This window comes from Streptomyces prunicolor NBRC 13075 (assembly GCF_000367365.1).
Classification (GTDB): domain Bacteria; phylum Actinomycetota; class Actinomycetes; order Streptomycetales; family Streptomycetaceae; genus Streptomyces; species Streptomyces prunicolor.
The window spans coordinates 22,757-47,848 of the sequence record NZ_BARF01000077.1 but is presented as its reverse complement, the minus strand read 5'-3'; the positions used below and the strand labels follow the sequence as shown (position 1 = coordinate 47,848).

20 protein-coding genes and 1 pseudogene are annotated in these 25,092 nt (G+C 69.6%); 9 read left to right on the top strand and 12 right to left on the bottom strand.

From position 1 onward, the window contains the following. Positions 1-55: 55 nt before the first annotated feature. Positions 56-595, bottom strand: coding sequence for a hypothetical protein (locus SPR02S_RS32470; protein ID WP_019061202.1), 540 nt, complete (start codon positions 593-595; stop codon positions 56-58). 255 nt (positions 596-850) lie between these two features. Between SPR02S_RS32470 and recQ the strand changes: the two genes are divergently transcribed. Further along, on the top strand, positions 851-2,956 hold the full coding sequence (gene recQ / locus SPR02S_RS32465) for a DNA helicase RecQ (protein ID WP_019061201.1): 2,106 nt from the start codon (positions 851-853) through the stop codon (positions 2,954-2,956). Positions 2,957-3,070: 114 nt separating this feature from the next. Here the strand turns inward: recQ and SPR02S_RS32460 are convergent, their stop codons facing one another. Together SPR02S_RS32460 and fahA are read right to left on the bottom strand one after the other, a co-directional pair. Beyond that, positions 3,071-4,009 carry a M56 family metallopeptidase gene (locus SPR02S_RS32460; protein WP_019061200.1) on the bottom strand — a complete coding sequence of 313 codons (939 nt, stop codon included), beginning with the start codon at positions 4,007-4,009 and terminating at the stop codon, positions 3,071-3,073. 231 nt (positions 4,010-4,240) lie between these two features. After that, the gene (gene fahA, locus SPR02S_RS32455) at positions 4,241-5,455 is read right to left on the bottom strand and encodes a fumarylacetoacetase (protein ID WP_019061199.1); all 1,215 of its coding nucleotides are present in this window, start codon (positions 5,453-5,455) and stop codon (positions 4,241-4,243) included. Between the two features lie 218 nt (positions 5,456-5,673). Here fahA and SPR02S_RS32450 point away from each other — a divergent pair, with 218 nt between their 5' ends. Together SPR02S_RS32450 and SPR02S_RS32445 are read left to right on the top strand one after the other, a co-directional pair. Continuing rightward, complete coding sequence (locus tag SPR02S_RS32450; RefSeq protein ID WP_043258639.1) at positions 5,674-6,924, top strand: carboxylate--amine ligase; 1,251 nt, start codon at positions 5,674-5,676, stop codon at positions 6,922-6,924. A 92-nt stretch (positions 6,925-7,016) separates the two neighbouring features. After that, complete coding sequence (locus SPR02S_RS32445; protein WP_019061197.1) at positions 7,017-8,249, top strand: FAD-dependent oxidoreductase; 1,233 nt, start codon at positions 7,017-7,019, stop codon at positions 8,247-8,249. A 32-nt stretch (positions 8,250-8,281) separates the two neighbouring features. On the opposite strand, the gene SPR02S_RS32440 is transcribed toward SPR02S_RS32445, so the two are convergent. Together SPR02S_RS32440 and SPR02S_RS32435 are read right to left on the bottom strand one after the other, a co-directional pair. Further along, positions 8,282-8,971 carry a formylglycine-generating enzyme family protein gene (locus SPR02S_RS32440; protein WP_019061196.1) on the bottom strand — a complete coding sequence of 230 codons (690 nt, stop codon included), beginning with the start codon at positions 8,969-8,971 and terminating at the stop codon, positions 8,282-8,284. A 3-nt stretch (positions 8,972-8,974) separates the two neighbouring features. Then, entirely contained in the window at positions 8,975-9,709 is a 735-nt protein-coding gene (locus SPR02S_RS32435) for a hypothetical protein (RefSeq protein ID WP_019061195.1), read from the bottom strand. Between the two features lie 172 nt (positions 9,710-9,881). Between SPR02S_RS32435 and SPR02S_RS32430 the strand changes: the two genes are divergently transcribed. The 3 genes from SPR02S_RS32430 to SPR02S_RS59100 all read left to right on the top strand — a co-directional run bounded on the left by SPR02S_RS32430 (position 9,882) and on the right by SPR02S_RS59100 (position 13,878). Continuing rightward, positions 9,882-11,318, top strand: coding sequence for a CoA transferase (locus SPR02S_RS32430; protein ID WP_019061194.1), 1,437 nt, complete (start codon positions 9,882-9,884; stop codon positions 11,316-11,318). After that, on the top strand, positions 11,309-13,249 hold the full coding sequence (locus SPR02S_RS60675; protein ID WP_019061193.1) for an Lrp/AsnC ligand binding domain-containing protein: 1,941 nt from the start codon (positions 11,309-11,311) through the stop codon (positions 13,247-13,249). Before SPR02S_RS32430 ends, SPR02S_RS60675 begins: the two co-directional genes overlap by 10 nt. An 80-nt stretch (positions 13,250-13,329) precedes the next feature. Then, positions 13,330-13,878 (top strand): hypothetical protein, encoded by a 549-nt coding sequence (locus SPR02S_RS59100; RefSeq protein ID WP_158697904.1) that lies wholly within the window; start codon positions 13,330-13,332, stop codon positions 13,876-13,878. On the opposite strand, the gene SPR02S_RS32410 is transcribed toward SPR02S_RS59100, so the two are convergent. From SPR02S_RS32410 to SPR02S_RS32380, 7 genes and pseudogenes are all read right to left on the bottom strand, one after another. Further along, positions 13,869-14,807, bottom strand: coding sequence for a helix-turn-helix transcriptional regulator (locus SPR02S_RS32410; RefSeq protein WP_245607651.1), 939 nt, complete (start codon positions 14,805-14,807; stop codon positions 13,869-13,871). The genes SPR02S_RS59100 and SPR02S_RS32410 overlap by 10 nt on opposite strands. A gap of 1 nt (position 14,808) precedes the next feature. Further along, positions 14,809-16,626: a serine/threonine protein kinase gene (locus SPR02S_RS32405; RefSeq protein ID WP_019061190.1), complete on the bottom strand. Its 1,818-nt coding sequence runs from the start codon at positions 16,624-16,626 to the stop codon at positions 14,809-14,811. Between the two features lie 398 nt (positions 16,627-17,024). Further along, positions 17,025-17,219, bottom strand: a complete 195-nt coding sequence (locus tag SPR02S_RS32400; protein WP_019061189.1) for a DUF397 domain-containing protein — start codon at positions 17,217-17,219, stop codon at positions 17,025-17,027. Next, positions 17,216-17,425: a DUF397 domain-containing protein gene (locus SPR02S_RS32395; RefSeq protein ID WP_019061188.1), complete on the bottom strand. Its 210-nt coding sequence runs from the start codon at positions 17,423-17,425 to the stop codon at positions 17,216-17,218. Before SPR02S_RS32395 ends, SPR02S_RS32400 begins: the two co-directional genes overlap by 4 nt. Further along, positions 17,422-18,277 (bottom strand): annotated as a pseudogene (locus tag SPR02S_RS56755) (helix-turn-helix domain-containing protein). Before SPR02S_RS56755 ends, SPR02S_RS32395 begins: the two are co-directional and overlap by 4 nt. 109 nt (positions 18,278-18,386) lie before the next feature. Beyond that, positions 18,387-19,529: a glycoside hydrolase family 53 protein gene (locus tag SPR02S_RS32385; protein ID WP_043258630.1), complete on the bottom strand. Its 1,143-nt coding sequence runs from the start codon at positions 19,527-19,529 to the stop codon at positions 18,387-18,389. Between the two features lie 53 nt (positions 19,530-19,582). Further along, complete coding sequence (locus SPR02S_RS32380) at positions 19,583-21,589, bottom strand: beta-galactosidase (RefSeq protein ID WP_019061186.1); 2,007 nt, start codon at positions 21,587-21,589, stop codon at positions 19,583-19,585. Positions 21,590-21,843: 254 nt separating this feature from the next. Here SPR02S_RS32380 and SPR02S_RS32375 point away from each other — a divergent pair, with 254 nt between their 5' ends. The 3 genes from SPR02S_RS32375 to SPR02S_RS32365 are packed head-to-tail and all read left to right on the top strand — an operon-like array spanning position 21,844 to position 25,033. Next, the gene (locus SPR02S_RS32375) at positions 21,844-23,178 is read left to right on the top strand and encodes an ABC transporter substrate-binding protein (protein WP_019061185.1); all 1,335 of its coding nucleotides are present in this window, start codon (positions 21,844-21,846) and stop codon (positions 23,176-23,178) included. Next, the gene (locus SPR02S_RS32370; RefSeq protein WP_019061184.1) at positions 23,175-24,155 is read left to right on the top strand and encodes a carbohydrate ABC transporter permease; all 981 of its coding nucleotides are present in this window, start codon (positions 23,175-23,177) and stop codon (positions 24,153-24,155) included. Before SPR02S_RS32375 ends, SPR02S_RS32370 begins: the two co-directional genes overlap by 4 nt. Continuing rightward, positions 24,152-25,033 (top strand): carbohydrate ABC transporter permease, encoded by an 882-nt coding sequence (locus tag SPR02S_RS32365; RefSeq protein ID WP_019061183.1) that lies wholly within the window; start codon positions 24,152-24,154, stop codon positions 25,031-25,033. Before SPR02S_RS32370 ends, SPR02S_RS32365 begins: the two co-directional genes overlap by 4 nt. Positions 25,034-25,092: the final 59 nt, after the last annotated feature.

Below are 25,092 nucleotides of genomic sequence, written 5' to 3'. Positions count from 1 at the left end.
CACGCGTAAGGCCCCGGTTCCCTTCGTGGGAGCCGGGGCCTTCGCGTAGGCGCGGTCAGACCGTCGGGCACACGACCTCGGGGTTCCACGCGGCGAACAGGCCAGCCGAGTTGGGCTTGTAGAGCCAGGCGTGGAGGGTGAAGTAGCCGGGGAGCTGGTCCTTCTGGAAGGTCTGCCCGAACAGCGTCGGCGCGGTCGCCTGACCTGTGTCCTTCACGATCCACTCCACCGCGACCAGCTTGCGCCCGTCGGCGAAGTCGGACCCGTCCGCGTACACGAGGGCCGCCGGCTTCCGCGGATCGACCGAGTCGATGTTCGCCGGGTTGACGTAGTGGTAGCCCATGCCGCCCTCGGCGGGGTCGGCGACGCAGGTGTCGGTGCGGGCGTATCCGCCGCTCGCCGCGGACCCCTCGTACCCGTACTTGGCGGTGGCCTGGGTCGTCCTGCTCAGCTCGGGCCACACCGACGGGTCGGGGCCGGACGCCGCGTGGGCCGGGGCGGCGGTCAGTGCGAAGGCCGTGGCCGTCGCCACCGTGATCGCGGTCGTGACGGCGCTCCGCAGGGGGCGACGGGACCGTGAGGACCGAGGGGACATGGTGGGGCTCCTTGGACTTTCGGGAGGCGTCCGCACGCACGGCGCGCCGTCCGTTCGGGGCGTGGCGGGCCTCCGCGGTCCCGCCCGAGCAGCATGTTCCGGCCGCAGTAGTCGCGCCATGTGATGGGCGCCATTCGAATGACCACACTCGGTCACGGCCGCCAGCCTGTGGATAACTCCGACGCTGTCAGCGCGGAGCTCTATCGTGGACGCAGTGGTCGAGGGACGACGTACGGGGGACGAGCGATGCACGGGATGGGCGGGACGGTTGTGACGACCGAAGTACGGACGCCGGCGGCACAGGGCGAGAGCGAGGCGCTGGCCACGCTCCACCGCGTCTTCGGCTACGACAGCTTCCGCGGCGAGCAGGAAGAGGTCATCGAGCATGTGGTGGCGGGCGGTGACGCCGTCGTCCTCATGCCGACCGGTGGCGGCAAGTCGCTGTGCTACCAGATCCCGTCCCTGGTCAGACCCGGTACGGGAGTTGTCGTTTCGCCGCTGATCGCCCTGATGCAGGACCAGGTGGACGCGCTGCGGGCGCTCGGGGTGCGCGCCGGGTTCATGAACTCGACGCAGGACTTCGACGAGCGGCGCCTGGTCGAGGCGGAGTTCCTGGCGGGCGAGCTGGACCTGATCTATCTCGCGCCGGAGCGGCTGCGGCTCGACAGCACGCTGGGCCTGCTCTCGCGCGGCAAGATCTCGGTGTTCGCGATCGACGAGGCGCACTGTGTGTCGTCGTGGGGTCACGACTTCCGCCCCGACTACCTGTCTCTCTCGGTGCTCGGCGAGCGGTGGCCGGACGTCCCGCGGATCGCGCTCACGGCGACGGCCACGGACGCGACGCACAAGGAGATCACCCAGCGGCTGAACATGCCGAGCGCCCGGCACTTCGTGGCGAGCTTCGACCGGCCCAACATCCAGTACCGGATCGTGCCGAAGGCCGACCCCAAGAAGCAGCTGCTGAGCTTCCTGCGAGAGGAGCACGCGCGCGACGCGGGCATCGTGTACTGCCTGTCGCGCAAGTCCGTGGACACGACGGCCGAGTTCCTGTCGCGCAACGGCATCGAGGCGGTGCCGTACCACGCGGGCCTGGACTCGGGCACGCGCGCGGCGCACCAGTCCCGGTTCCTGCGCGAGGACGGGCTGATCGTCGTGGCGACCATCGCCTTCGGCATGGGCATCGACAAGCCGGACGTACGGTTCGTCGCCCACCTCGACCTGCCCAAGTCGGTGGAGGGGTACTACCAGGAGACGGGTCGTGCGGGGCGTGACGGAATGCCCTCCACGGCGTGGATGGCGTACGGCCTGAACGACGTCATACAACAGCGCAAGATGATCCAGTCCAGCGAGGGCGACGAGGCGTTCCGCCGCCGGGCCGCCTCCCACCTGGAGGCCATGCTCGCGCTGTGCGAGACCGCGCAGTGCCGACGCGGCCAACTCCTCGCCTACTTCGGGCAGGACCCGGACGCGGCGGGCTGCGGCAACTGCGACACGTGCCTCACCCCGCCGGAGACCTGGGACGGCACGGTCGCCGCGCAGAAGGTGTTGTCGACGGTGGTGCGGCTCCAGCGGGAGCGGGGCCAGAAGTTCGGCGCCCTGCAGATCGTCGACATCCTCATGGGGCGCCGGTCGGCCAAGGTGATCCAGTTCGACCACGACCAGCTGTCCGTGTTCGGCATCGGCGAGGACCTCGCCGAGGGTGAATGGCGGGGCGTCGTACGGCAGTTGCTGGCACAGGGGCTGCTCGCGGTCGAGGGGGAGTACGGCACGCTGGTGCTCACCGAGGCGAGTGGCACGGTGCTGCGGCGCGAGCGGGACGTGCCGCTCCGCAAGGAACCGAAGAAGCCCGCGGGCTCCTCGCGGTCGGGGTCGTCGTCCTCGGGCCGGGGCGAGCGCAAGGCCAAGGCCGCGGCGGTGGAGTTGCCCGAGGCGTTGCAGCCCGCTTTCGAGGCGCTGCGCGCCTGGCGTGCGGAGCAGGCGCGTGAGCAAGGAGTTCCGGCGTACGTCATCTTCCACGACGCCACGCTCAAGGAGATCGCGACGATCTGGCCGACGTCGGTGGGGCAGCTCGGGGAGATCAGCGGGGTCGGCGAGAAGAAGCTGGCCACGTATGGGGAGGGCGTGATCGGGGTGCTGGCGGGGCTGGGTGAGGCGCCGGTGGTGGCTCCGGCACCGGCTCCGGCTGCGGTGCAAGTGCCGACACCGGCACCGGCGCGGGCACCAGCACCAGCACCGGCGCGGGCACAGGCGTCGACGCGGACACAGGCGTCCGCGTCGGGTCGGGCGGCGAAGGATGTTGATCCCGGGGCGGACTACTGGCCGGAGATGGATGAGGAGCCGGAGCCCGAGGACTGGATGTAGGGGCTGGGGCCTGAGGTGCTGAGACCCGGGGTCCTGGGACCCGGGGTCCTGGGACCGGGGTGCGGGGAGCCTGGTAGGGGCCTCGGGACAGGTAAGGCCCTCGGGACAGGGCCCTCAGCTCAAGGCCGTTAGCCCCGGTGCGAACACGATCAGCAGGGGCAGCAGCGGGACCAGGGTCGCTACCGTCGTCGTCAGGGCGCGGTGGCGGCGGCCGAGCCTCGGGCGGGGGTCCAGGAGGCGGTTGACGCGTTCGCCTAGGAGGCGGTGGCTGGAGGCGCAGGAGAGGACGCCTCGGTGGTTGTTGAGCTCGATGAGGGCCAACGCCGTTGTCAGGTGGCCGCATTGGCGGGAGGCCGTGTCGTCGGCGGCCAGTTCGACCAGGCGGTGGGTCTGGTCGCAGAAGTGGGCGAACAGGGGGACGTGCGGGAAGCCCGAGGCCAGTGCGGTCGAGAGGTGCAGGAGCCAGTCGTGGTGGGCGCGGGCGTGGCCGCGTTCGTGGGTGAGGACCGCGTCGAGCTGGTGGCCGGTGAGACGGTGCAACGCGCCTGTGGTGACCACGAGTTGGGGCGGATGGCCGGGCATCCACCAGGCGTCCGGGTACTCGTCCTCCAGGACCAGGAGGGGGCCGCGCGCCGGGGGCAGGCCGGCCGGTAGGTCGGGGGCGCGTTCGCGGAGGTGGGCGCGAGCCTGACCTCGGCGGCGGCGGGCCTCGGCGAGTTCGCGGGCCAGCATCGCGGTGGTCCAGGCGGCACCGCAGGCGAGAGACAGCGTGAGGGCGACTGCCCAGACGGGGGCGGCGGAGAGGTCGTAGGCCGCGGTGACGGCCGGGGGAGCGGGGGCGAAGACATGATCGCGGACGGTGTGGAAGACGGCGGCCGCGCCCAGGACCAGGGCGGCCAGGCAGCAGAGCAGGACCGTGGCGACCAGGCACTGCCACACCCACAGGCCGATCACGGGTTCCCGTTCGGGCCACAGTGCCCGGGTCAGCGCGCGCGGAGCCGGCACGGCGGCCGAGAGGGCGACGACGCTCAGCAGGAGCAGGCAGACAGTCATGCCACGGGCTCCGGATCCTGGTCAGCGGAACGAACGGAAGAAAGGGGAGGAACGGAACGATCAGCAGGCGCGGGTGCGGCTTTACCCGAGGGCGCGCACCTGACGTGTGTGCCGCCCGCCGTCAGTATGACTGCACGGGCGGTCGGAGTCAGGTGTACAGAGACCACCGAACTCATCACACCCACCGGCCCCCGCGCCTCGGACTCCGCCGACCTCACCGTCCCCGCCGTCTCAGTCCCGTGCCACGATCCGGCCCGTGACCTCGCCCAGGCCCACGCGCGTGCCGTCCGCGCCAGGCGCCCACGCCGACAGCGTGACCACATCCCCGTCCTCCAGGAACGTCCGCTTGCCGTCCGGGAGTTCGAGGGGGTCGCGGCCGTTCCAGGTCAGTTCCAGGAGCGAACCCCGCTCGCGTTCCGTCGGGCCGCTGACCGTGCCGGAGCCGTAGAGGTCGCCGGTGCGGAGGGAGGCGCCGTTGGCCGTCATCTGGGCGAGTTGCTGGGCGGCCGTCCAGTACATGGTGGAGAACGGCGGCCAGGAGACCGTGTGGCCGTTGATCGCGACGGTGATGCGGAGGTCGTAGCCGCCCGGTTCCTCGGCCGAGTCGTCCAGGTAGGGGAGGAGATTGTGGGTGCGCTCCGGCGGTGCTACTCGCGAATCCTCCAGCGCGTCCAGCGGGGTGATCCACGCCGACACCGAGGTGGCGAAGGACTTGCCGAGGAACGGGCCGAGGGGGACGTACTCCCAGGCCTGGATGTCGCGGGCCGACCAGTCGTTGAGGAGGCAGAGCCCGAAGACGTGCTCGCGGAAGTCGGCGAGGGCGACCGGCTCGCCCATCGTCGACGGCGTCCCGACCACGAAGCCGACCTCCGCCTCGATGTCCAGGCGGACCGACGGGCCGAAGACCGGTGCGGGGTCGGCCGGGGACTTGCGCTGGCCGGAGGGGCGTACGACCTCCGTGCCCGAGACCACGATCGTGCCGGAGCGGCCGTGGTAACCGATCGGCAGGTGCTTCCAGTTGGGGGTCAGGGAGTCGGGGGCGTCGGGGCGGAAGATGCGGCCGACGTTCCGGGCGTGGTTCTCCGAGGCATAGAAGTCGACGTAGTCCGCGACCTCGAAGGGGAGGTGCAGGGTCACCGAGGAGAGCGGGTGGAAATACGGGGTGATCGTCTCCTGGTGGGACGGGACCGTCACCCACGCGGTCAGCGCGCGGCGGACGTCCGACCAGGCCGTGTGGCCCGCCGCGAGGAGGGGGTTGAGGGTGGGGTGCGCCAGGAGGGAGACGTACGGGGAGCCGAGGGCCTCCGCTGCCGCGCCCGCGTCGAGCACGTGGTCGCCGAGCCGGATGCCGACGGTCCGTTGGTCCGAGCCGGCGGGCGAGAAGACGCCGTAGGGAAGGTTGTGCGGGCCGAAGGGGTCGCCCTCGGGAAGATCGAAGGGGGGCATCAGGTGCTGCCTCACTCTCGTGCGTACTCGCATGTGGCCGCGCCACACGTTACGGGTGAGTTGCGGGAACCGGCAGTGTCTAAAGAGTTCGCAATGTCCGAAAAGGCCTTGTCGGAGGAGGCAATTCCGGCTTAGCGTCCTTTGGGGGACACGGACGGGGTGGGTCCGGTCTGTAGGGGGGACACGTGGGGGGACCCGTGGCCAAGCGCACCAGCAGCGTGCCTTTCGAGGCCGACCGCGAAGTGCCGGGCCTGATCGTGAAGTTCGGCGACTATCCGCTGCATCACGGCGGGGTGGGCGCGATCCGGAGTCTGGGGCGCCTCGGCGTGCCGATGTATGCGATCACGGAGGACCGTTACACACCGGCGGCCGCGTCCCGTTACCTGGAGCGCGCGTTCGTGTGGCCGACGACCGGCACGGAGGAACCCGGGCGACTGGTTGAGGGCCTGCTGCGCATCGGGCGCCGTATCGGTCGGCCCACGGTCCTCATCCCCACCGACGAGGAGGCCGCCGTCCTGATCGCCGAGCACCAGGACGCGCTCGGCGCCCGCTTCCTCTTCCCGCGTGTGGAACCGAAGTTGCCGCGTCGCCTCGCGAGCAAGCAGGGCCTGCACGAACTCTGCGTGGAACACGGCATACCCAGCCCCGCGGCGGCCTTCCCGCAGTCGTACGACGACATCCTCGACTTCGCGGAGAAGGCCCGCTTCCCGATTGTGGCCAAGAACAGGGAGGCGTTCGTACGGCGTTCACGGCCGGCGGTGAACGGTACGACGAGGATCGCGACCCGCGAGGGGCTGCTCACGCTCGCCCCGGACTGGGGCGAGCGTCCCGGGGTGATCCTCCAGGAATACCTGCCGAGGGAGGACGCCGAGGACTGGATCGTGCACGCGTACTTCGACCAGGACTCGACCCCGCTCGCCCTGTTCACCGGCGTGAAGGTGCGCTCCTGGCCGCCGCACGCGGGCATGACGGCAAATGCATATGTAGTCGACAATCCGGAACTCGCGGACCTCGCCGCACGTTTCATCAAACAGATCGGCTTCACCGGAATCATCGACCTCGACCTGCGCTTCGACCGGCGCGACGGTCAGTACAAACTGCTCGACTTCAACCCCCGCATGGGCGCCCAGTTCCGGCTCTTCGAGAACGAGTCGGGGGTGGACGTGGTCCGCGCCATGCACCTCGACCTGACCGGCCGCTCCGTCCCGGAGGGGGAACAGCGCGCCGGACACCGGTACATCGTGGAGAACATCGACGTGCCCGCCCTCCTCGCCTACCGCCGCAGCGGCTATACGACGCCGCACGCACCGGCGCGGGCGAGCGGGACGGAGTTGGCCTGGCTCGCGGGTGACGATCTGCGGCCGTTCTTCACGATGCTGGCCCGCTTCGTGCGGCCGGGCGCGAGGCATCTGTATCAGCTGTGGCGCACCAACCGGCGCGGCAGCAGCACCAGTAGCGGCAAGCAGTAACTCCAGCAGCGAGCAAGTAGCGCAAGGGGCACGCGAGTTCGAGCAGCGGCCCCGGCACGAAGTGACGAATTGACGTCCTGGGGAGGGACTTCGTGATTCAACCGGTAGCAGTCATCGGCGCCGGGCCGTTCGGCCTTTCCACCGCCGCGCATCTGCGGGCGCGTGGCATTCCGGTCCGTGTCTTCGGCGAGCCCATGGTCAGCTGGCGGGACCACATGCCCGCAGGGATGCTCCTGAAGTCGACCCCGGCCGCCTCCAACCTCGACGCCCCGCAGCCCGGCCACAACCTCGTCGACTACTGCGACGCGGCCGGCATCCCCCGCCTGGTCACCGACGAGGACATCATCCCGGTGGAGACCTTCACCGCCTACGGCGAGTGGTTCCAGCAGAAGCTGGTGCCCGAGCTGGAGCGGGTGCGGGTCGTCTCCGTGGACCGGAATGTCGGCCGGAACAAGGGGGGCGGCTTCGAACTCAAGCTGGACTCGGGGGAGTTGTTCACGGCGCGGGCGGTCGTGGTCGCGACCGGGCTGTCCGGCCTCGCCCATCTCCCGCCGGAGCTGGCCGCGGCGGCGGTCGACGGGCCCGCGCCCACCGGTCCCGTCTCACACAGTTCGCAGCACCACGACCTGAGCGGGTTCAAGGGCAAGGAGCTGATCGTCGTCGGCGCCGGTCAATCCGCCCTGGAGACGGCGGCGTTGGCGGCGGAGGCGGGCGCGAACGTGCGGATCGTCTCGCGCGGGCACGGCCGGGTCGCCTTCGGCGCACCGCCGTGGAAGCAGCCGAAGCTGCGCCCCGAGTCGCCGTTCGGGCGGGCGTGGTCGCTGTGGGCGCTGAGTTACTACCCCCAGCCGTACCGCTACCTGCCCGCGGAAACCCGGCATTACCTGGTCCGCCGGGTGCTCGGGCCGCTCGGGGCGTGGTGGCTGCGCGAGCGGTTCGAGGAGAAGGTGCAGGTCAGCGAGGTCGAGCGGATCGTACGGGCGGAGCCGGACGGGGGCGCGGGCGCGGCGAACGGCGGGCCGGTACTCACCGTCGCGACGCCGGGCGGGGGTACGCAGCAACTCACCGCCGATCACGTCATCTCCGCGACGGGGTACCGGGTGGACATCGCGGCGATGGACTTCCTGGGGCATGAGCTGCGCACCCAGCTCGCGGTGAGCCGGGGTACGCCGAAACTCAGCGCCGGGTATGTGTCGTCCGTGCCGGGCGTCTACTTCACGGGGCTGCCGTCGGCGTCGTCGTACGGGCCGGTGATGCGGTTCGTGTGCGGGACGGAGTTCGCGTCGCCGCGGTTGGCGAAGCATCTGGCCGCCGCGCACGGGTAGTCGGCGACTGGGGTTGCCACCGGGGCCGGGGCTCAGTTCGTCACGGACCTGACCGACCGGGCGACGCGGAAGCCGACGTCGTCCACCCGGAAGCTCGGGTGGCTTCGGCGGCGTACGGAGGCGCGGCAGCTCCAGTGCTCGTCGAACCAACCGCCGCCGCGCAGGACGCGGTAGGTGCCGTAGACCTCGGGGTCGTAGAGGTCCCAGCACCACTCCCATACGTTGCCCAGCATGTCGTGCAGGCCCCAGAGGTTGGGGAGTCGGGTGCCCGGTTCGTGGGGGCGCTCGGCAGAGTTGCCGCGGTGCCAGGCGATGTCGTCGAGGGGGCCGTAGCGGGGGCCGCTCGTCCCGGCCCGGCACGCGTACTCCCATTCGGCTTCGGTGGGGAGGCGATAGCCGTCGGGGGAGGGGGCGCGTAGGACGGGTTCGCCATCGGCGTCGAAGTCGTACGCCGGGGTCAACTCCTCTTGCAGGGAGAGGGAGTTGCAGAAGAGGACCGCGTCCCGCCACGACACGGTCTCCACGGGGAGGCGGTCGTTGCCCTGTGCGGTGCTCGGGTGTTCGCCGGTGACCTGGGCGTACTGCGCCTGGGTGACGGGGAGGGTGCCGAGGTGGAAGGGGGCGAGGCCGACCGTCCAACTCCGTTGCGTGCGGCGGTCGGTGAGGGTGGCCTGGCCGGGCGGGACGGGGGTGAGGTCGATGTGGGGCGTGGTTGTGCCCATGAGTTACGTCAGCTCCGTGAGCATCGGGTGCAGACGGACGGCGAGTTGGGGGTCGGAGAGGTTCAGTTCGGTTGTGGCGGCTGTGATCGTTGCGGTGAGCGCGCGGCGGAGTTCGGGGTCCGTGAGAGAGCGGATGAGGGTGGACTCCAGTGGGGTGGTGATCTCGTCCGGGAGCAGGTGGGCGCCCTTCGAGTAGGCGGTGGGGAGGTCGAGGCGTAGGCAGGCCAGGGTGATCAGTTGGTCGCGCAGGGCGTTGATCCAGTGCGCTGCTTGCCAACTGCGGCCCCGTTCAAGGCAGATGCGGGCGTGCAGGGCGTGGTGCCAGACGTAGCCGATCACTGTGTCGCGGTCGGGCGGGGGGAACGGCGGCTGTTCGTGGGGGGTGCCGAAGAGCGTTTGCCAGGCCGGACCCCGGGCGCCGAACTCTGCCTCCGGGGCGAAGGTGAGGTCCAGCTCCACCCAGTCGGGCAGCAGGAACACGCGGATGAGGCCTGTGCCAACCGCGCGGAGGTCCCAGTGGTGCCGGGTGTCGAACTCGTCGTAGATCCACGCCGTCCACCGGTTCACTGTCTCGGCGACCTCGCCCCGGACCGCCAGCACGATGTCCGTGTCCGACCAGCGGTCGCCGGTGCCGGTGGCGTGCGAGCCGGTGTGGGCGAAGCCGATGATCGCGTCGTCGGACTCGGCGTGGGCGAGGAGTTGGGCGCGGGTGCGGTCGCGTTGTTCGGGGGTGAACATGCCTCGATGATGCATTCCGAGGGGCCCCGGGCCGGGGCCGCCTGAGTGGGTGTGCGGCTGTTTTCCGTCGTGGAGGAGGCGATTTTGGCTGCTTCCCGTCAGATTTCCTGGTGCTTGCGTGCCGGTGCCCATCCTTGAGCCGCGGGGGACGGTGAGTGGAGGTGGGCGTGAGATGGGTTTCTCTGCGGTGGCGGAGCGGGACGGGTTCGATCCGGTGGCGTGTCTGGAGGAGCTTCTGGCGCCGTTGGGTCTTTCCACGGCCGACACCGGTGGTGAGGTGACGTTCGCGGGCCAGGATCCGATCGTGCCCGATCGGATTCGTCTGGGTGCCGCCATCGGTGTCCCGATGATGGCCGCGGCGGTGGGCGCGGCGGCGCTGCACCGCATCCGGTCGGGCATCGGCCAGGACCTGCGTCTGGACCTGCGGCAGGCCATCCACCATGTCACCCCGCACGCCTTCTGGCATCCGACGCTGGCCGGTGAGCTGCCCGAGCACTCGCTGATCTTCGACAACCCGTTCCTGCTCGACAGCTACCGCACCCGGGACGGGCGGACCGTCATGGCCTCGGGCGTCTATCCGCATCTGGCGGCGAAGTGGTGCCGCTTCCTGGACGTTCCGCCGGACCGGGACAAGGTCGCCGCCGCGTTCGCGAAGTGGGACGCGTTCGCACTGGAAGAGGCGGCCAACGCCGTCGGTCTGCCTCTGTGCGTGGCGCGCACCGCGCAGGAGTGGGCGGCACATCCGCAGGGTGCGCTGCTGGCCTCGCAGCCGGTCATCGGGCTGGAGCGGATCGGCCCGGCCCCCGTGAAGAAGTTCTCCGCCTCCGATCGCCCCCTGGACGGGGTCAGGGTGCTGTCGTTCACGCACGCGGTGGCGGGTCCGACCGTCGGCCGGACGATGGCGGAGCAGGGCGCCGACGTACTGTGCGCGACCCGGGCCAACGACTACGAGCACGCCTTCATCTACACCCAGGCCAACATCGGATCGCGCAGCACGCTGCTGGACCTGAACTCGGACAACGGCAGGCGGCTGGCCGAGGAACTGCTGGCCGAGGCCGACGTCGTGGTCAACAACCACCGCGGTGACAAGCTCGAACGGCTCGGACTCGCCCCGGACGAGCTCGCGAAGCGCCACCCCGGCCTGGTGCAGGTGTCGGTCACCTGTTACGGCTCTCAGGGGCCGTGGGCCGCCCGCGGCGGCTTCGACATGAACGGTTCCGCCGCCTCCGGCCTCATGGCGGCAGCCGGGTCGGAACAGGAACCGAGGCTGCCCGTGACCGGCATGATCAACGACTTCGTCACCGGCTGCATGGGTGCCGTCGGCGCCACCGCCGGCCTGGTCAAACGGGCTACCGTGGGCGGGAGTTGGCGTGTGACGGTGAACCTGACCCGCAACGCCATGTGGTACCTGACCCTGGGGCTGGTCGACCCGGCCCTGGCCGGCCGCGACGAGGAACACAGCCTGCGGGAGCCGAAGGTGTTCGACGCGGACACACCCCTTGGCGCCCTGCACTTCCCCGCGCCGCAGGTCGAGTTCGGCCGGACTCCGCCCGCCTGGCCGGACCCCGCGCTGGTGCCACGTGGTTCGAGCAGTCCCCGGTGGCGGTGAGCCCGGTGCCGCTCGTCGAACGCGGTGAACTGACGGTGGGCGGGCGCAGGCGCACGTACGTCGTGGTGACCGGTCGGCCCCCGTCGCCGGTGCCGCCGTCCGGACGGCCGCTGGTGGTGTTCTTCCACGGTACGGCCCAGACCGGTAACGGCATGCGCCACTTCAGCGGCGACTCCTTCGACGCACTCGCGGACCGCGCCGGAGCTGTCGTCGTGTACCCCGACGGGTACCGCCGGGACTGGAACGGCGCACGCGACATCGAGACGCCCGCGCAACGGCACGGTGTCGACGACGTCGCCTTCTTCACCGCGCTGGTCGAGGAGATGGCCGCCCGGCACGACATCGACGCGGGTCGGGTCGTCACGGTCGGCTTCTCGCTGGGGGGCCAGATGGTGATGCGCCTGCTGCACGACGTACCGGAACGACTGGCCGCGGCCGCGATCATCAGCAGTACCCAGCCCGACGCCGCCCATTTCTCCGCCGCACACCGCGGGCCGGACGCGAGCACACCCGTTCCGCTGCTGCTCTTCCACGGCACCGCCGACCCACTCGCCCCCTACCAGGGCGGCATCGTCAGCGTGCACGGCCTCTTCCCGCGCGGGCTTCACCTCTCGGCGCCCGATACGGCCGCGTACTACGCCGCCCGCAACGGCATCTCCGCGGCCCCGGTGAGCGAACCACTGCGGCAACCGGGTGGCGCGAAGGTGTCCGCCGTCACCGTGACGACCTACGGAGGGGACACCGACGCCCCGGTGGCGCTGTTCACCGTCCACGGCGGCGGGCACCAGGTGCACAACGCCGTTCGCGCACCACTGCGGTGGCTGCTGGGCCCGGGGTGCCGCGGCCTGGTGTGTGCCGACGTGATCGCAAGGCGATTCGCGCTGGTGCCGCGGTACCCGGACCGGACAAAGATGGACCGCATGGACGAGAGCGGCAGACCCGGGATCGACGAGGACGACGTCGCTCTCATCGACGCCCTGCACGTCAATCCGCGGGCCGGCTTCGAACAGCTCGGCCCTGCCCTGGGCATGTCCGCGGTCACGGCCGGGCGGCGCTGGCGACGACTCACCCGGGCGGGCCTGGCCTGGATCTCCAGCGCGCCCGGCCCGGCGATGCCGCTGGCGAGCGCCGTGGTCGAGGTGGCCTGCGCACCGGGCGACGCCGCCGGCATCGCCAGGGCGCTGGCGGCCCGGCCGCAGGTCTTCAGCGTCCACCTGACCGCGGGGAGCCACGACCTCTACGCCCTGGTGCTGGCCGGGGACTCCGCGGCCATGGCACGTCTGCTCCTCGACGGCATCGGTCGCATCCCCGCGATACGGCAGCTCACGGCTCGCGTCGCGACACACGTGTTCAGCGGCGTGCACTGGCGCCTGGGGGCGATCGACCCCGAGGCCGTGGAAGCCCTGTCGTCCGCGGATTCCCCGGACCACGCCACGACGCGGGAGCTGGACGCATTCGACCAGGCCCTGTTCCTGGCACTGCAGAGCGACGGACGTATGACCATCCGCGATCTGTCCCGCGGCCTGGACCGGTCCGAGCGAGCGGTCACGCGGCGCCTGGAAAGTCTGGTGCGCGCCGGAGTCCTCGCGTTCCGGACCGACTTCGTACGATCCGAGGGCGGCTGGCCCGCGCAGGTCGCACTGTCCCTGCGGGTTCCCGACGAGGCGCTGCACGAGGTGGGCGGCCGCGTGGGCGCGTGGCCACAGACCCGGGTCTGCGCGGCCGTGATCGGGGCGGCCAACCTGTTCGTCACCGTGCAACTCCACGATCTGCCGGCTCTCGGCCCCCTGCTACGGCGCATCCGCACGACCTGGCCGGCCGTCGAGGTGACAGACCGCCAGGTCGTCCTGCGCCCGGTCAAGTCCTGGGGCCGGCTTCTCGACACCGAAGGCCGGGCGATCGATACGGTCCCGGTCGATCCCTGGGCTTGAACACCGCGCAGCGGAGGGTGAGTTGGGCGGTGACGTCGTCGAGTACGGCGTTGTCGGTGGGGCAAGGCATGATCCGGTGGATGCGCTACACGACGTGGACTTCGGATCGGATGTTCGTCGCCTATGGGCAGTACTACCTGCAGGGCGACGAATTTCTCAGCGTGTACGACGACACCGACACGGTCCAGCGGATCTTCGCGGGGAACAGCCTGGCGGCAGGGGGCCCGGAACATCTCACGGTGCACGCCGGCACGCACACCGGCTGGATACGTCTGACCACCCGGCAGTGCGCGGCTGAACCACCGCTGCCCGGTGATGAGTGGGAGACCGTGGCGGACGTGAGTATCTGCAGTACGAGTGGCGTCCTGCGGTTGTTCCAGTGGGGCGGTGATGTCCAGGGCGATGCGGGGAACTTCGCGACGTGCGGCGCGGGTTGGTATCGCGTCCGTGTCCAGGCGCGTGGACGCGATGAAGGCGACGCACAGCAAGGCGACACCCCGGTGGAAGAGCATTTCCTCAGCGTGTGGCCGGCGCCGCCTGAACCTGACACCGTGCACCGTGCGAACGACACCTTCGCCCGCACGCACTATGACCCAACTCGACCTGCCGGCCGGCCTGTTCAGCCCTGATCGGAGGTCTCCGGGTCGGGGTGGGTCAGTCCGTCGCGCGGCGGGGGACAGGACGCACGCAGAGCAGCCAGCTTCTCCGCGGCGGTGGTCTCGGCCGCAGTCGCACACGTGAGGATCCTGAGGTCGGTGCCGGCGGGGATCAGGGTGTCGATGTCGAGGGCGATGTCGCCCACCAGCGGATGCTCGATGGTCACGTGGTCGCCGGCGTAGGGGCCGGCGGTGCCGTTGGACCATAGGCGGGCGAAGCGTGGGTTGCTTCGGAGTATGCGTTCGACGAGTGAGGCGAGACGTGCGTCGTGGGGGTGGGCGGCGGCCGTCACACGGAGGTCGGCGACGAGGTCCTCCTCCTGCGCTTCGATGCCTTTGCCCGGCCGGATGGGCCATGCCGCAATCGGTGCCGGTCCTCGGCTGCCGCTCGCCGGGAACGTCCCGGTAACGAGGCTGCACTCGTCCCAGCCGTACGCACGGGGGTCGCCGATCGCGGCCGTCCACATCCCGTTCCAGCCGAGGATGGTCCAGTCGGCGGCGAAGACCGCGGCGGGAACGTCTCCCAACTGCCGTACAAGTCGCCGCGCACTCAGGGGTATCTCCCTGGAGACCTTCCCCACCGAGGGAGGTACGAGGCCGGCGCAGCGAAACAGATGGTCACGCTCGGACGGGTCGAGACGCAGTGCTCTGGCCAGAGCGGTGACCACTTGGACCGACGGATTGCGAGCACGGCCCTGCTCCAGCAGCATCACGTAGTCGACCGATATGCCCGCCAGACCGGCCAGCTCTTCGCGGCGCAGTCCGGAGATGCGCCGTTCCCCGCCTACCGTCAGCCCGCTGTCCTGCGGTGACATGCGCTCACGCCAACCGCGCAGAGTCATGCCGAAGTGGTTCATCGCTGCCATATCGGCCATGTCGGCCATGCCAGCCACATCGGCCATGTCATTGGAGGGTCCAGGTCTGGTTGTCCCAGGCGTTGCATTCCCACAGGACCACCACCGTGCCGCTCGTGCCCCCGAAAACGGTGACGCATTTCTGTGACTGATCGGCCACCAGTTCCGTACCGGAGAAATGGAATCGCTGGCTGGAGTCGCCGCTGCACGCGCTCAGTTGGATCTCGGTCCGGTCGTCGCTCGCTCCGCCGGCCACGGTCATGCATTTCCCCAAGGAGTGGAAGGTGCCCCCCGATCCGGTCTGCCAGCGCTGCGCCGCGGAGCCGTCGCAGGCGACATGGACCAGCTGGATTCCCTCGGTCCCGGCGCCGCCGCTCAGGCACTTCTGCGTGGCGGGGACCACCAGGGCATGGCCGACGGCCGGGTCGACCGTTGCGCCGGATCCGTTTTCCTCGGATCCGGCATCGCCTCCGGACTCCGGCTCGGAGTCCTCCTGCACGGTTGTGGACGTCGGCTTCGAAGAGGTGTGCGGCGTCGGAGACTTGGCGCCGGAACTCGCGGAGCGGGACGCCTTTGGGGAGGAGACCGTGGGTGCGGATGTGTCCGTGGACCGCTGGGTGGGGTTGTCGGCCGGGAGCGGGCCGTCCGACGCGGTGGCGCTCACGCTGGCGCTGCTCTTCCCCGTCGGCAGGTTGGTCAGCAGTACGGCGATCGTGATCAACAGCGCCGTGGCGACGGCCGCGGCGAGCACGATCGGCTTCTTCGAACGGCCCGGGGGCCGGTGCGCCTGTTGGTCGGTCGTATCGGTCGTATCGGGCTGCGGAGGTTCTACGGGTGGCTCGGCTGCGGGGGCCTCGTCGGTTCCGTGGTCCGAGTTGAGTCCCGGTGCCGGTGCCAGTGCCGGTGCCGATGCTGATGGCGGTGCCGATGGCGATGGCGATGGCGATGGCGATGAGGCCTCGGGCACTGGGTCCGAGGCCGGAGCCGGAGCGGGAGCGTCGTCGGCCACGGCCATTGGGTGGGCGGCGGGTGGAACAACGGAGGACCCCGCTGCGCCCGCCGGTCTTCGCAGCATGCGTTCGGCGTCCTCGGCCGACAGCCGGTCGGCCGGTTTGGCCACGAGCAGGCCCTGGATCAGCGGGGTGAGTGGTCCGGCACCGCGCACTTCGGGGGCTGGTTCCATGGCGATGGCGTACATCGTCTGGGCCACCGTTTCCCGGAGGAACGGTGAGCGGCCCTCGACCGCTTCGAAGAGCGTTGCGCCGAGTGCCCACAGGTCGGCCTCCGGCCCCGGTTTGGCGCCGACCAGTCGCTCGGGGGCCATGAAGTCGACCGATCCCACGAGTTGGCCGGTGCGGGTGAGCGCCGAGGTCTCGACGGCCTGGGCGATACCGAAGTCGGTGAGGACCACGCGGCCGTTCTCGGCGAGCAGCACGTTGGCCGGTTTCACATCCCGGTGCAGGACCCCGGCCCGGTGCGCGGCCCGTAACGCGGCGATCACGCCCCGGCCGATCCGGGCGACCTCGTCGAGCGGGACCGTGCCGTACGCCTTGATCCGGTCGGCGAGGGTGGTGGAGCGCACGTACTCCATCACGATGGTGGGCCGGCCCTCGTCGTCCACGACGTCGTGGACGACAACGACGTTGGGGTGGCTGATCCGGGCGGCGCTGTGCGCCTCGCGCCGGGCGCGTTCGAAGAGGGTGGCGAGTTCGGCGTCGTCGAGTTGGGGCTGGGAGTGGAGCTTCTTCACGGCGACCTGGCGGCCGAGGAGTTCGTCGTGGGCGCGCCAGACGGTGGCCATGCCGCCTCGGCCGATGCGGTCGAGGATGAGGTATCGGCCGGCGATCAGCCGTCCTTCGTCGGACACCGTGGGTTCCTTTTCTCTGCTTCAGACCGATCCGGCCGACGGCGCCACGGGGTTCCTCCGGCCGACCGCACGCCCAACGGCCCTTCGCCTACGGCTAGTTGAGGAGCATTTTGGCAGCGAAGGGTCCGGAAGCAGCCGCTTTCCACGGCGCGCCGGGCCCGGTTGTCGCGCGCGGGGCGACTCCAGGGCTGTTGGTCGGTTCCATGAGGAGCAGGGCCCGGCCGCGAGCGGGGCGGCGCCGCCGTCTCACGTCATGAAGATCCGACGACCGTGGTCGACGAACTCGCCGGGCCCTTCGCGTGCCGATCATCCTCTACGGGGGCGGCAGCGGCCTAGGGGGCAGGGTAGGGACAGCAGTACTACCCACGGCGTTGCTCCAACCAACTCCAAGCGCGGGGCTAGTTGTTCGAGGCGTAGGGGATGAAGTCGGTCCAGGTGGTGGGGGTGAAGGTGAGGCGGGGGCCCTGGGCGTTGTGCTTGGAGTCGCGAACATGGGTGGTGCCGGGGGTGGTGGCCACTTCGACGCAGGAGTCGCCTTCGGAGCCGCTGCTGTAGCTGCTCTTGAACCAGGTCAGGTTGGAGGGCTTGATCATGCTTCTCCCGCCAGTTGCAGGAAGTTCGTCCACGCGGCTGCCGTGACCGTGAAGCGGGGGCCCTGGGTGTTCTTGGAGTCCCGGACGTGGATGGTGCCGGGGGTGGTGGCCACCTCGACGCAGTCGTTCGGGTTGCTGGTGTCGCTGTAGCTGCTCTTGAACCACGCGAGTTCGGCACCGTGTCCGTCAGGGGCGTTGCGGATCATGTCTCTCCCAGCAGTTGCTCGATGAAGGCCATGGACTCCCGAGCGGTCATTGCCTCCGCCCGGATGATCCCATAGCTCAGTTCGAGGATCCGCAGCTGTTTCGGTTCGGATACGGGACGGCCGTTGAACTCGTCGTCCATGCGCCCGACCGCCGTGCCGTCTCCGAACTTCAGCACCTGGATCCGTCCTCCGGTACCAGGGTGGTCCCAGCGGGTCATCGGCATCACCTGAATTTCGACATTCCGCAACTGCGCCAGTTCCAGGATGTGTTCGATCTGCCGGTGTAGCGCCATCTGCCCGCCGACGGGGCGCCTCAGCGTCGCCTCTTCCAGTACGAAACTGAGTTCAGGAGCAGGTGAGCGCTGGTAGATCGATTTCCGGGCCACGCGTCCGGCCACCGCCCGCTCCAGATCCGTGTCAGAGGGGGGAGGGGCGCCGCGTCTGCAGCAGCGCCCGGGCGTATTCCTCTGTCTGCAGCAGGCCATGCAGAGTGTGACTCCCGTACGAGAGCAACTCGACCGCCTTTGCCTCCATCTTCGCCAGCGCTCGAACCGTCTTCGGGTACCGGACCCTCGCCACGTCCTCCTTCATCGCGGCGATCAGTCCATCCGCGTCCAGCACCTCCTCCGCTTTGTCCAGATACTCAGGTCGGGGAATCCGTTTCCCGCCCTCGATCTTGTAGACGAGGTCTTCGCCGTACCCCACCGCCACCGCGAAGTCCGAGGCCCGCATCCCCACAGCCTCGCGCCGCAGCTTCAACTGACGGCCCACGGTTGCGAGGACCGCCAACCCCCAGTCGTCGTCCGGGTCCACCTCCCAACCCGGTTCGTCCACTTCGTTGTTCACGCTCATCCCGCGCCTTCCCGTCGTACGACCGTGCCGCGACGGCCCCTACCCGTACGAACTGTCCCACCCACCCAGACAGCACCGGACAAACACCGGACAAGTCACCCCAGCAGCTTTACGACCGGTAACGACCCAGCGTCCTCAACCCCGGCAACGCCCTGTCCTGGAAGTCGAACAACGCCAAGTTCTCCCACGCGTTGCCGGACGTCGGATCCGCCGGGTCCCAACCATCCCCCTTGCGATACGTCCAGACGCCCTCCCAATAGCAGTAGCCCAGCCCCTTGTTGCCGGGAACGTTCGCCATCAGGTCCGCCACCGTCCGCAGCCACGCCGCCTGGCCGGCCGGGGTTGCCGGGTAGCCCTCCGTGAGCTGCGACGCGTCGTACATGATGTCGTTCGTCGCGTCCTCGCTCTCCAACGTGAACGGGTACGCCGTCTCCGCGATCAGCACCGGCTTGTCGTAACGGGCCGCCAGATCCGCCAAGTTGGCCGCCGCTGCCTCCGGGGCGCCGTGCCAGAACGGGTAGTACGACTGGGCGATGATGTCGAAGTCGACGCCGTCGGCCACCACGTTGTCGTACCACCAGCGCGACGTGCCGTTGTCGCCGCCCGAGGCGATGTGGAGCATCGTGCGGATGCGCGGGGTCGTGTCCCGGGCGGCATTCAGACCTGCCTTCAAGAACGTCGTCAGGTTGCCCCAACCCCCGCCGTCGTCACCCCAGTTCTTGCCGGTGGGCCAGAGCAGCCCGCCGTTGATCTCGTTGCCGATCTGCACCAGGTCCGCCGGGGTGCCCTGGCGGCGCAACGCGCCCAGCACGTCGGCCGTGTGGTCGTAGACCGCCCTCGTCAGACCCGCCACGTCCAGGTCGGCCCAGGCCGTCGGCTTGCTCTGGTGGGCCGGGTCCGCCCACGTGTCGGAGTAGTGGAAGTCGACCCAGATGCCGATCCCCGCCCGGCGCAACCGCTTCGCCAACGGCAGGATGTGCTTCTTGTTGTTGTAACCGTCGGCCGGGTTCACCCAGACCTTGAGGCGGGCGTGGGTGACGCCCGCGTCCGCGAGGATGCGGATCGGATCGTCCCGGCGACCGTCCGCCCGGCGGTAAATCGCCCCGAACGCCTCGTCCTTGGGGAGCGACGAGATGTCCATCCCCCGGATCTCCAACCGGCGCCGGTCCGCGGCGACCGCTGGCGCCGCCGCCAGCACCGGGATCGAAAGTGCCGCCGCACCGGCCGCCGTAAGAACACTGCGTCTGCGCATCACAAGACTTCCCTTCACCAAGTAACCAAAGAAACAAGCGAGTTGAGCCGAGGTCAGCGCGGGTCCCGGAAAACCTCCACCCCGCCCGCCGGTACCGTCGCCCGACTCCCGTCCGGCAGCACCACCTTCACCTCGCCCCCGGTGTGGTTCACCGCGAAGCGAAACGTCCCCGCCTCGCCCTCCCGTACGACGAGTTCGACATCGCGAGGCAGGTCGACCGGCGTGATCCCCGCGTCCGCGAGGGCGAGATCCACCACGGCCGCGAGATCCGCACCGGTGAGCCGCGTCGCCAAGTACCAGGAAGCCCCCGACCCCAGCGCGTACCGGGTCAACGCGGGCCCTCCCGCCGTACGACCGTCCGCGAAGACCGCGACCGTCTCGCAGCCCGCACCCGGAATCACGACCTCCGACCACAGATCCGCCTCGTACAGCGCGCCGTCCGCACCCCGAACCGACACCGTCTCCCCAGGCAGCAACGGGTCGAACTCCTCGACAGTCAGCCCGAGTACATCCCGCAACGCCCCCGGATACGCGCCCGGATGCAAGGTGTCGTTCTCGTCGACGATCCCGGAGAAGAAGGAGACCAAGAGCGTCCCGCCCCGCGAGACGTACCGCTTCAGATCCGCCCCCACCCCGACCGGCGCCGCGTACAACTGCGGTACCACCAGCAGCGGATACCGCTCCGGGTCCAGGTCGCCCAGACCCGTCGGCGGCAGGAAGTCCACCGTCAAGTGCCGGTCGTACAGGGCCTCGTAGAACGAATCCAACCGTTCCCGCGCGTCCAGGTCCTGACTCGGCCGCCACTCCAGGCTCTGTGCCCACCAGGAGTCCCAGGACCACACCATCGCCACGTCACCCCGGGTCCGCGTACCCCGCAGACCGGACCGGCTCAAGTCGGAGACCCTGCGGCCGAGTTCCGTCACCTCGCGCCAACCCCGGTTGTCCGTACCGGAGTTCGCCAGCATCGCCGTATGGAACTTCTCCGCCCCCGACTGCGACTGCCGCCACTGGAAGAACATCGCGCCCTCGGAACCCCGGGCCACATGCCCGAGGGAGTTCCGCGCCATCTCACCGGGTCGCTTCGCGGGGTTGTACGGCTGCCAGTTGACCCCGGACGTGGCGTGTTCCAGGAGCAGCCACGGGCCACCGCCCGCCACCGAGCGCGTCAAGTCGGCGGCCAGCGCCAGGTTCACGTGTGTGCGGCGGCCGTCCGTCATCAGGTAGTGGTCGTTGGTGACGAGGTCGACCTCCTTCGCCCAGGCCCAGTAGTCCACGGTCTGGCCCTGGCTCGGCGCGACCATGAAGTTGGTGGTGACGGGGACGCCGGGGGAGAGGCGGTGCAGGATGTCCCGCTCGGCGACGAAGTTGGCGCGGGCCTGGGCGTCGGCGAAGCGGTGGTAGTCCAGTTGCTGGGTGGGATTGCATACGGACGGGGTCGCGCGGGGCGGAGTGATCTCCTCCCAGTCGCCGTACTGCTGGCCCCAAAACGCCGTCCCCCAGGCCTGGTTGAGGGCATCGAGGGTGTCGTAGCGCTCGCGCAGCCAGCCCCGGAAAGCCGCCGCGCACACCTCGCAGTAGCAGGCGAGCACCGGGGCGCCGTACTCGTTGTGGACGTGCCACAACACCACCGCCGGGTGGCTTCCGTAGCGTTCCGCGAGAGCCGTCGTGATCGTGGCCGTCGCCGCCCGGTACTCGGCGTTGGAGTGGCATATCGCGCCCCGCGAACCGAACGCGAGGCGGACTCCCTCGCGCGTCACCGGAAGCGCGTCAGGGTGCGCGCGGTAGAACCACGCCGGCGGGACGACGGTCGGCGTGCCGAGGTTCACGGAGATCCCGGACGCGTGCAGCAGGTCGATCACCGTGTCCAGCCACTCCCAGTCGTACTCGCCGGGGCGCGGCTCCATCCGGGCCCAGGAGAAGACGCCGAGGGAGACCGCCGTGACACCGGCCTCCCGCATCAGCCGTACGTCCTCCTCCCGGACCTCCTGCGGCCACTGCTCGGGGTTGTAGTCACCTCCGAAGGCGAGCGGCAGACGGTCGTGCGGGGCGGGGGACGGCATGGGTTCACTCCCGGGGGTCGATGACCGAGGCGGCCGAATCGCGGCCGAAGCACGGCCACAGCACGGCTGAAAAGCCAGCGATTCTGTGATCGTGCACATGGATGGTTGCGGCGTCCATCCGTCAGCAACAAGTAGGTAACCCCACGGTTCATCCATTGACAAGGGTCCGAAACAATTCTCTACTGTGCACGGTCACAGAGCCGTGCGGAGCAGGTGGGACACATCCGAGGCCGGCTCGCACTCAGTCAGGGGAGATGAAGATGTCGATCCACCGCCACCAGTTCAGCAGGCGCAGCATTCTTGCCGGGGCAGCAGCCGTAGGCCTCACGGGCACCCTCGCCGCCTGTGGCGGTTCCGACGACGACTCCGGCAAGAGCAGCGGGCCCGTCAAGCTGACCTACTGGGCCTGGGCGCCGAACATGGACAAGGTCGCCGCGATCTGGAACAAGAAGAACCCGGACATCACGGTCACCGTCTCCAAGCAGGCGGCCGGCAAGGACATCGTCTCCAAGCTGATCACCGCGAAGAAGGCGGGCAACGCCCCCGACCTGATCCAGGTCGAGTACCAGTCGCTGCCGACGCTGGTCTCCAACGACGTGCTCGCGGACATCTCGAAGTACGCGAAGTCCGCCAAGTCCCAGTTCGCCGAGGGACTTTGGGCCATGGTCACGCTCGGCACCGACGCCGTGTACGCGATACCGCAGGACTCCGGGCCGCTGATGTTCTTCTACCGCGAGGACCTGTTCAAGAAGCACAACCTCACCGTCCCGGCCACCTGGGACGACTTCGCCAAGACCGCCCGCGCCGCCAAGAAGGCAGTCCCGGACGCCTACTTGACGACGTTCTCCGCCAACGACCCTGGATTGTTCGCCGGGTTGGCGCAGCAGGCCGGTGCCAAGTGGTGGACCGTGGGCGACGGCGGCAAGTGGACCGTCGGGATCGACGACGCGGCGACGAAGAAGGTCACCGACTTCTGGGGCGGGCTCGTCCAGGAGGGCGCGATCGACAACCAGCCGATGTACACGCCGGCTTGGAGCAGCGCGCTGAACAAGGGCACCCACCTCGGCTGGGTCTCCGCCGTGTGGGCGCCCGGCGTGCTGATCAGCTCGGCCCCCGACACCAAGGGCAAGTGGCGGATGGCGCCGCTGCCGCAGTGGAGCGCGGGCGAGGACGTCACCGGCAGCTGGGGCGGTTCCTCCACCGGCGTCTCCACCGACTCCAAGCACGCCGAGGCCGCGGCCAAGTTCGCGACCTGGCTGAACACCGACGCGGAGGCGCTGGCCGCCCTGGTCAAGGAGGTCTCCATCTACCCGGCGGCCACCAAGGGCCAGTCCGGCTCGGTGCTGACGGCCCCCGCGTTCTTCCCGAACCAGACCGACTTCTACGACACGGCCGCCAAGATCGCCGCGACCACGGCCGCCTCCGCCTGGGGCCCGAACGTCCAGGTCGCCTACGACACCTTCAGCGACGCGTTCGGCAAGGCCAGCAAGGCGAAGAAGTCCGCCCAGTTCGACACCGCGCTCGCCACCATGCAGTCGGCGACCTTCACCGACATGAAGAAGCAGGGCTTCAAGGTGACCGAGGCATGACCGCCACTCCGCTCAAGGGCTCCGACCGGACGACGGCCGGGCCCTTGGCGGACGGCACCGCCACCTCCGTCCGCCCCCGCCGCCGTGGCCGCAGCGCGCCGTACTGGTTCCTCGTACCGGCCCTGTTCCTGTTCGCCGCCTTCACCGTCGTACCGATCGGGTACGCGGTGTGGCTCAGTCTCCACAAGGTCCAGGTCAAGGGCATCGGCCTCGGCAAGGGCGCCCGCGAGCAGGTGTGGAACGGCCTCGGCAACTACACCGACGTCCTGCACGACTCCGAGTTCGGCCACAGCGTCCTGCGCGCCTTCGGCTACGGCCTGATCGTCATCCCCACGATGCTCGGTCTGGCGCTCGTCTTCGCGCTGATGCTGGACACCCCGCAGGCCCGCAGCGCCAAGTTCGCCCGGCTCGCGATCTTCCTGCCGTACGCCGTCCCCGGCATCATCGCCGCCCTGATGTGGGGCTTCCTGTACCTCCCGACGGTCAGCCCCTTCTACTACCTGCTCCGGGAGTTCAACCTCCCGCAGCCGGACCTGTTCGACGGCGGCAACCTGTACCTCTCCTTCGCGAACATCGCGGTGTGGGGCGGCACCGGCTTCAACATGATCGTCATCTACACCGCGCTGCGCGCGATCCCGCTGGAGATCTACGAGGCCGCGAAGATCGACGGCGCGTCCGACCTGAAGATCGCCCTGCGGATCAAGATCCCGATCGTGATGCCGTCGCTGGTGCTCACGTTCTTCTTCTCGGTCATCGCCACGCTCCAGGTCTTCACCGAGCCCATGGCCCTCAAGCCGCTGACCAACGGCCTCTCCGGTTCCTGGAGTCCGCTGATGGCCATCTACGACGCCGCCTTCTTCAGGTCGGACATCTACGGCGCCTCCGCCACCGCCGTGGTGCTGGCCCTGGCGACCTTCGCGCTCTCCTTCACGCTGCTGCGCGTCTCCGACCGCTACACCCGGGAGGACCGGGCATGACCCCTCTCACCCTCACCGCCACCGACGCCCGCCCGGGCCCCGCGAAACCGAAGCGCACGGCCTGGGTGCCCACCCTCGTCCTGGTCCTCGGCTCGCTGTACTGCCTGATCCCCGTGGTCTGGGTGGTCATCGCGGCGAGCAAGGGCCGCAGCGAACTGTTCTCCACGTTCACCTTCGCCCCCGGCACCGGATTCGCCGCCAACTTCAAGGAGTTGAGCTCCTACCGGGACGGCATCTACTGGCAGTGGATGGCCAACTCCCTCCTCTACGCGGGCGGCGGCGCCCTGCTCTCCGCCGCGGTCTCGGCCGGCGGCGGCTACGCACTGGGCCGATTCGCCTTCAAGGGCCGGGAGTTCATCTTCAAGCTGATGCTGGCCGGTGTCCTGGTCCCGAGCATCGTGCTGACGGTCCCGCAGTACCTGCTCCTGTCGAAGCTGGGCCTGGCCGACTCCTACTGGTCGATGCTCCTGCCGTCGATCCTCTCGCCGTACGGCGTCTATCTCGTCCGCATCTACGCGGCCGCCGCCGTACCGGGCGAACTCCTCGAAGCCGCCCGCATGGACGGCGCGAGCGAGTGGCGGATCTTCTCGCGGATCGCCGTACCGATGATGATGCCGGGGCTCATCACGGTGTTCCTGTTCCAGTTCGTCGGCATCTGGAACAACTTCCTGCTGCCGTACGTGATGCTCGCGGACGACACCAAGTTCCCGATCACGCTGGGCCTTTACACCCTGCTGACCCAGGGCGCCTCCCAACCGGCGCTCTACACCCTGGTCATCATGGGCTGCTTCCTCGCGATCCTTCCGCTGATCGCGCTGTTCCTGGTGATCCAGCGCTTCTGGTCCCTGGACCTGCTGAGCGGATCGGTCAAGGCTTGAGGTAAGTACGGAGCTGAGCGCAGTGCCTCCCCCCACCGCACCTGAACCAGCAGAACGAG

Excerpts from the sequence above, each read along its gene's own strand:
- SPR02S_RS32470 (WP_019061202.1), bottom strand. The coding sequence starts at position 595 with ATGTCCCCTCGGTCCTCACGGTCCCGTCGCCCCCTGCGGAGCGCCGTC.
- recQ (WP_019061201.1), top strand. The coding sequence starts at position 851 with ATGGGCGGGACGGTTGTGACGACCGAAGTACGGACGCCGGCGGCACAG.
- SPR02S_RS32460 (WP_019061200.1), bottom strand. The coding sequence starts at position 4,009 with ATGACTGTCTGCCTGCTCCTGCTGAGCGTCGTCGCCCTCTCGGCCGCC.
- fahA (WP_019061199.1), bottom strand. The coding sequence starts at position 5,455 with ATGCCCCCCTTCGATCTTCCCGAGGGCGACCCCTTCGGCCCGCACAAC.
- SPR02S_RS32440 (WP_019061196.1), bottom strand. The coding sequence starts at position 8,971 with ATGGGCACAACCACGCCCCACATCGACCTCACCCCCGTCCCGCCCGGC.
- SPR02S_RS32435 (WP_019061195.1), bottom strand. The coding sequence starts at position 9,709 with ATGTTCACCCCCGAACAACGCGACCGCACCCGCGCCCAACTCCTCGCC.
- SPR02S_RS32430 (WP_019061194.1), top strand. The coding sequence starts at position 9,882 with ATGGGTTTCTCTGCGGTGGCGGAGCGGGACGGGTTCGATCCGGTGGCG.
- SPR02S_RS59100 (WP_158697904.1), top strand. The coding sequence starts at position 13,330 with ATGCGCTACACGACGTGGACTTCGGATCGGATGTTCGTCGCCTATGGG.
- SPR02S_RS32410 (WP_245607651.1), bottom strand. The coding sequence starts at position 14,807 with ATGGCCGATGTGGCTGGCATGGCCGACATGGCCGATATGGCAGCGATG.
- SPR02S_RS32400 (WP_019061189.1), bottom strand. The coding sequence starts at position 17,219 with ATGATCAAGCCCTCCAACCTGACCTGGTTCAAGAGCAGCTACAGCAGC.
- SPR02S_RS32395 (WP_019061188.1), bottom strand. The coding sequence starts at position 17,425 with ATGATCCGCAACGCCCCTGACGGACACGGTGCCGAACTCGCGTGGTTC.
- SPR02S_RS32385 (WP_043258630.1), bottom strand. The coding sequence starts at position 19,529 with ATGCGCAGACGCAGTGTTCTTACGGCGGCCGGTGCGGCGGCACTTTCG.
- SPR02S_RS32380 (WP_019061186.1), bottom strand. The coding sequence starts at position 21,589 with ATGCCGTCCCCCGCCCCGCACGACCGTCTGCCGCTCGCCTTCGGAGGT.
- SPR02S_RS32375 (WP_019061185.1), top strand. The coding sequence starts at position 21,844 with ATGAAGATGTCGATCCACCGCCACCAGTTCAGCAGGCGCAGCATTCTT.
- SPR02S_RS32370 (WP_019061184.1), top strand. The coding sequence starts at position 23,175 with ATGACCGCCACTCCGCTCAAGGGCTCCGACCGGACGACGGCCGGGCCC.
- SPR02S_RS32365 (WP_019061183.1), top strand. The coding sequence starts at position 24,152 with ATGACCCCTCTCACCCTCACCGCCACCGACGCCCGCCCGGGCCCCGCG.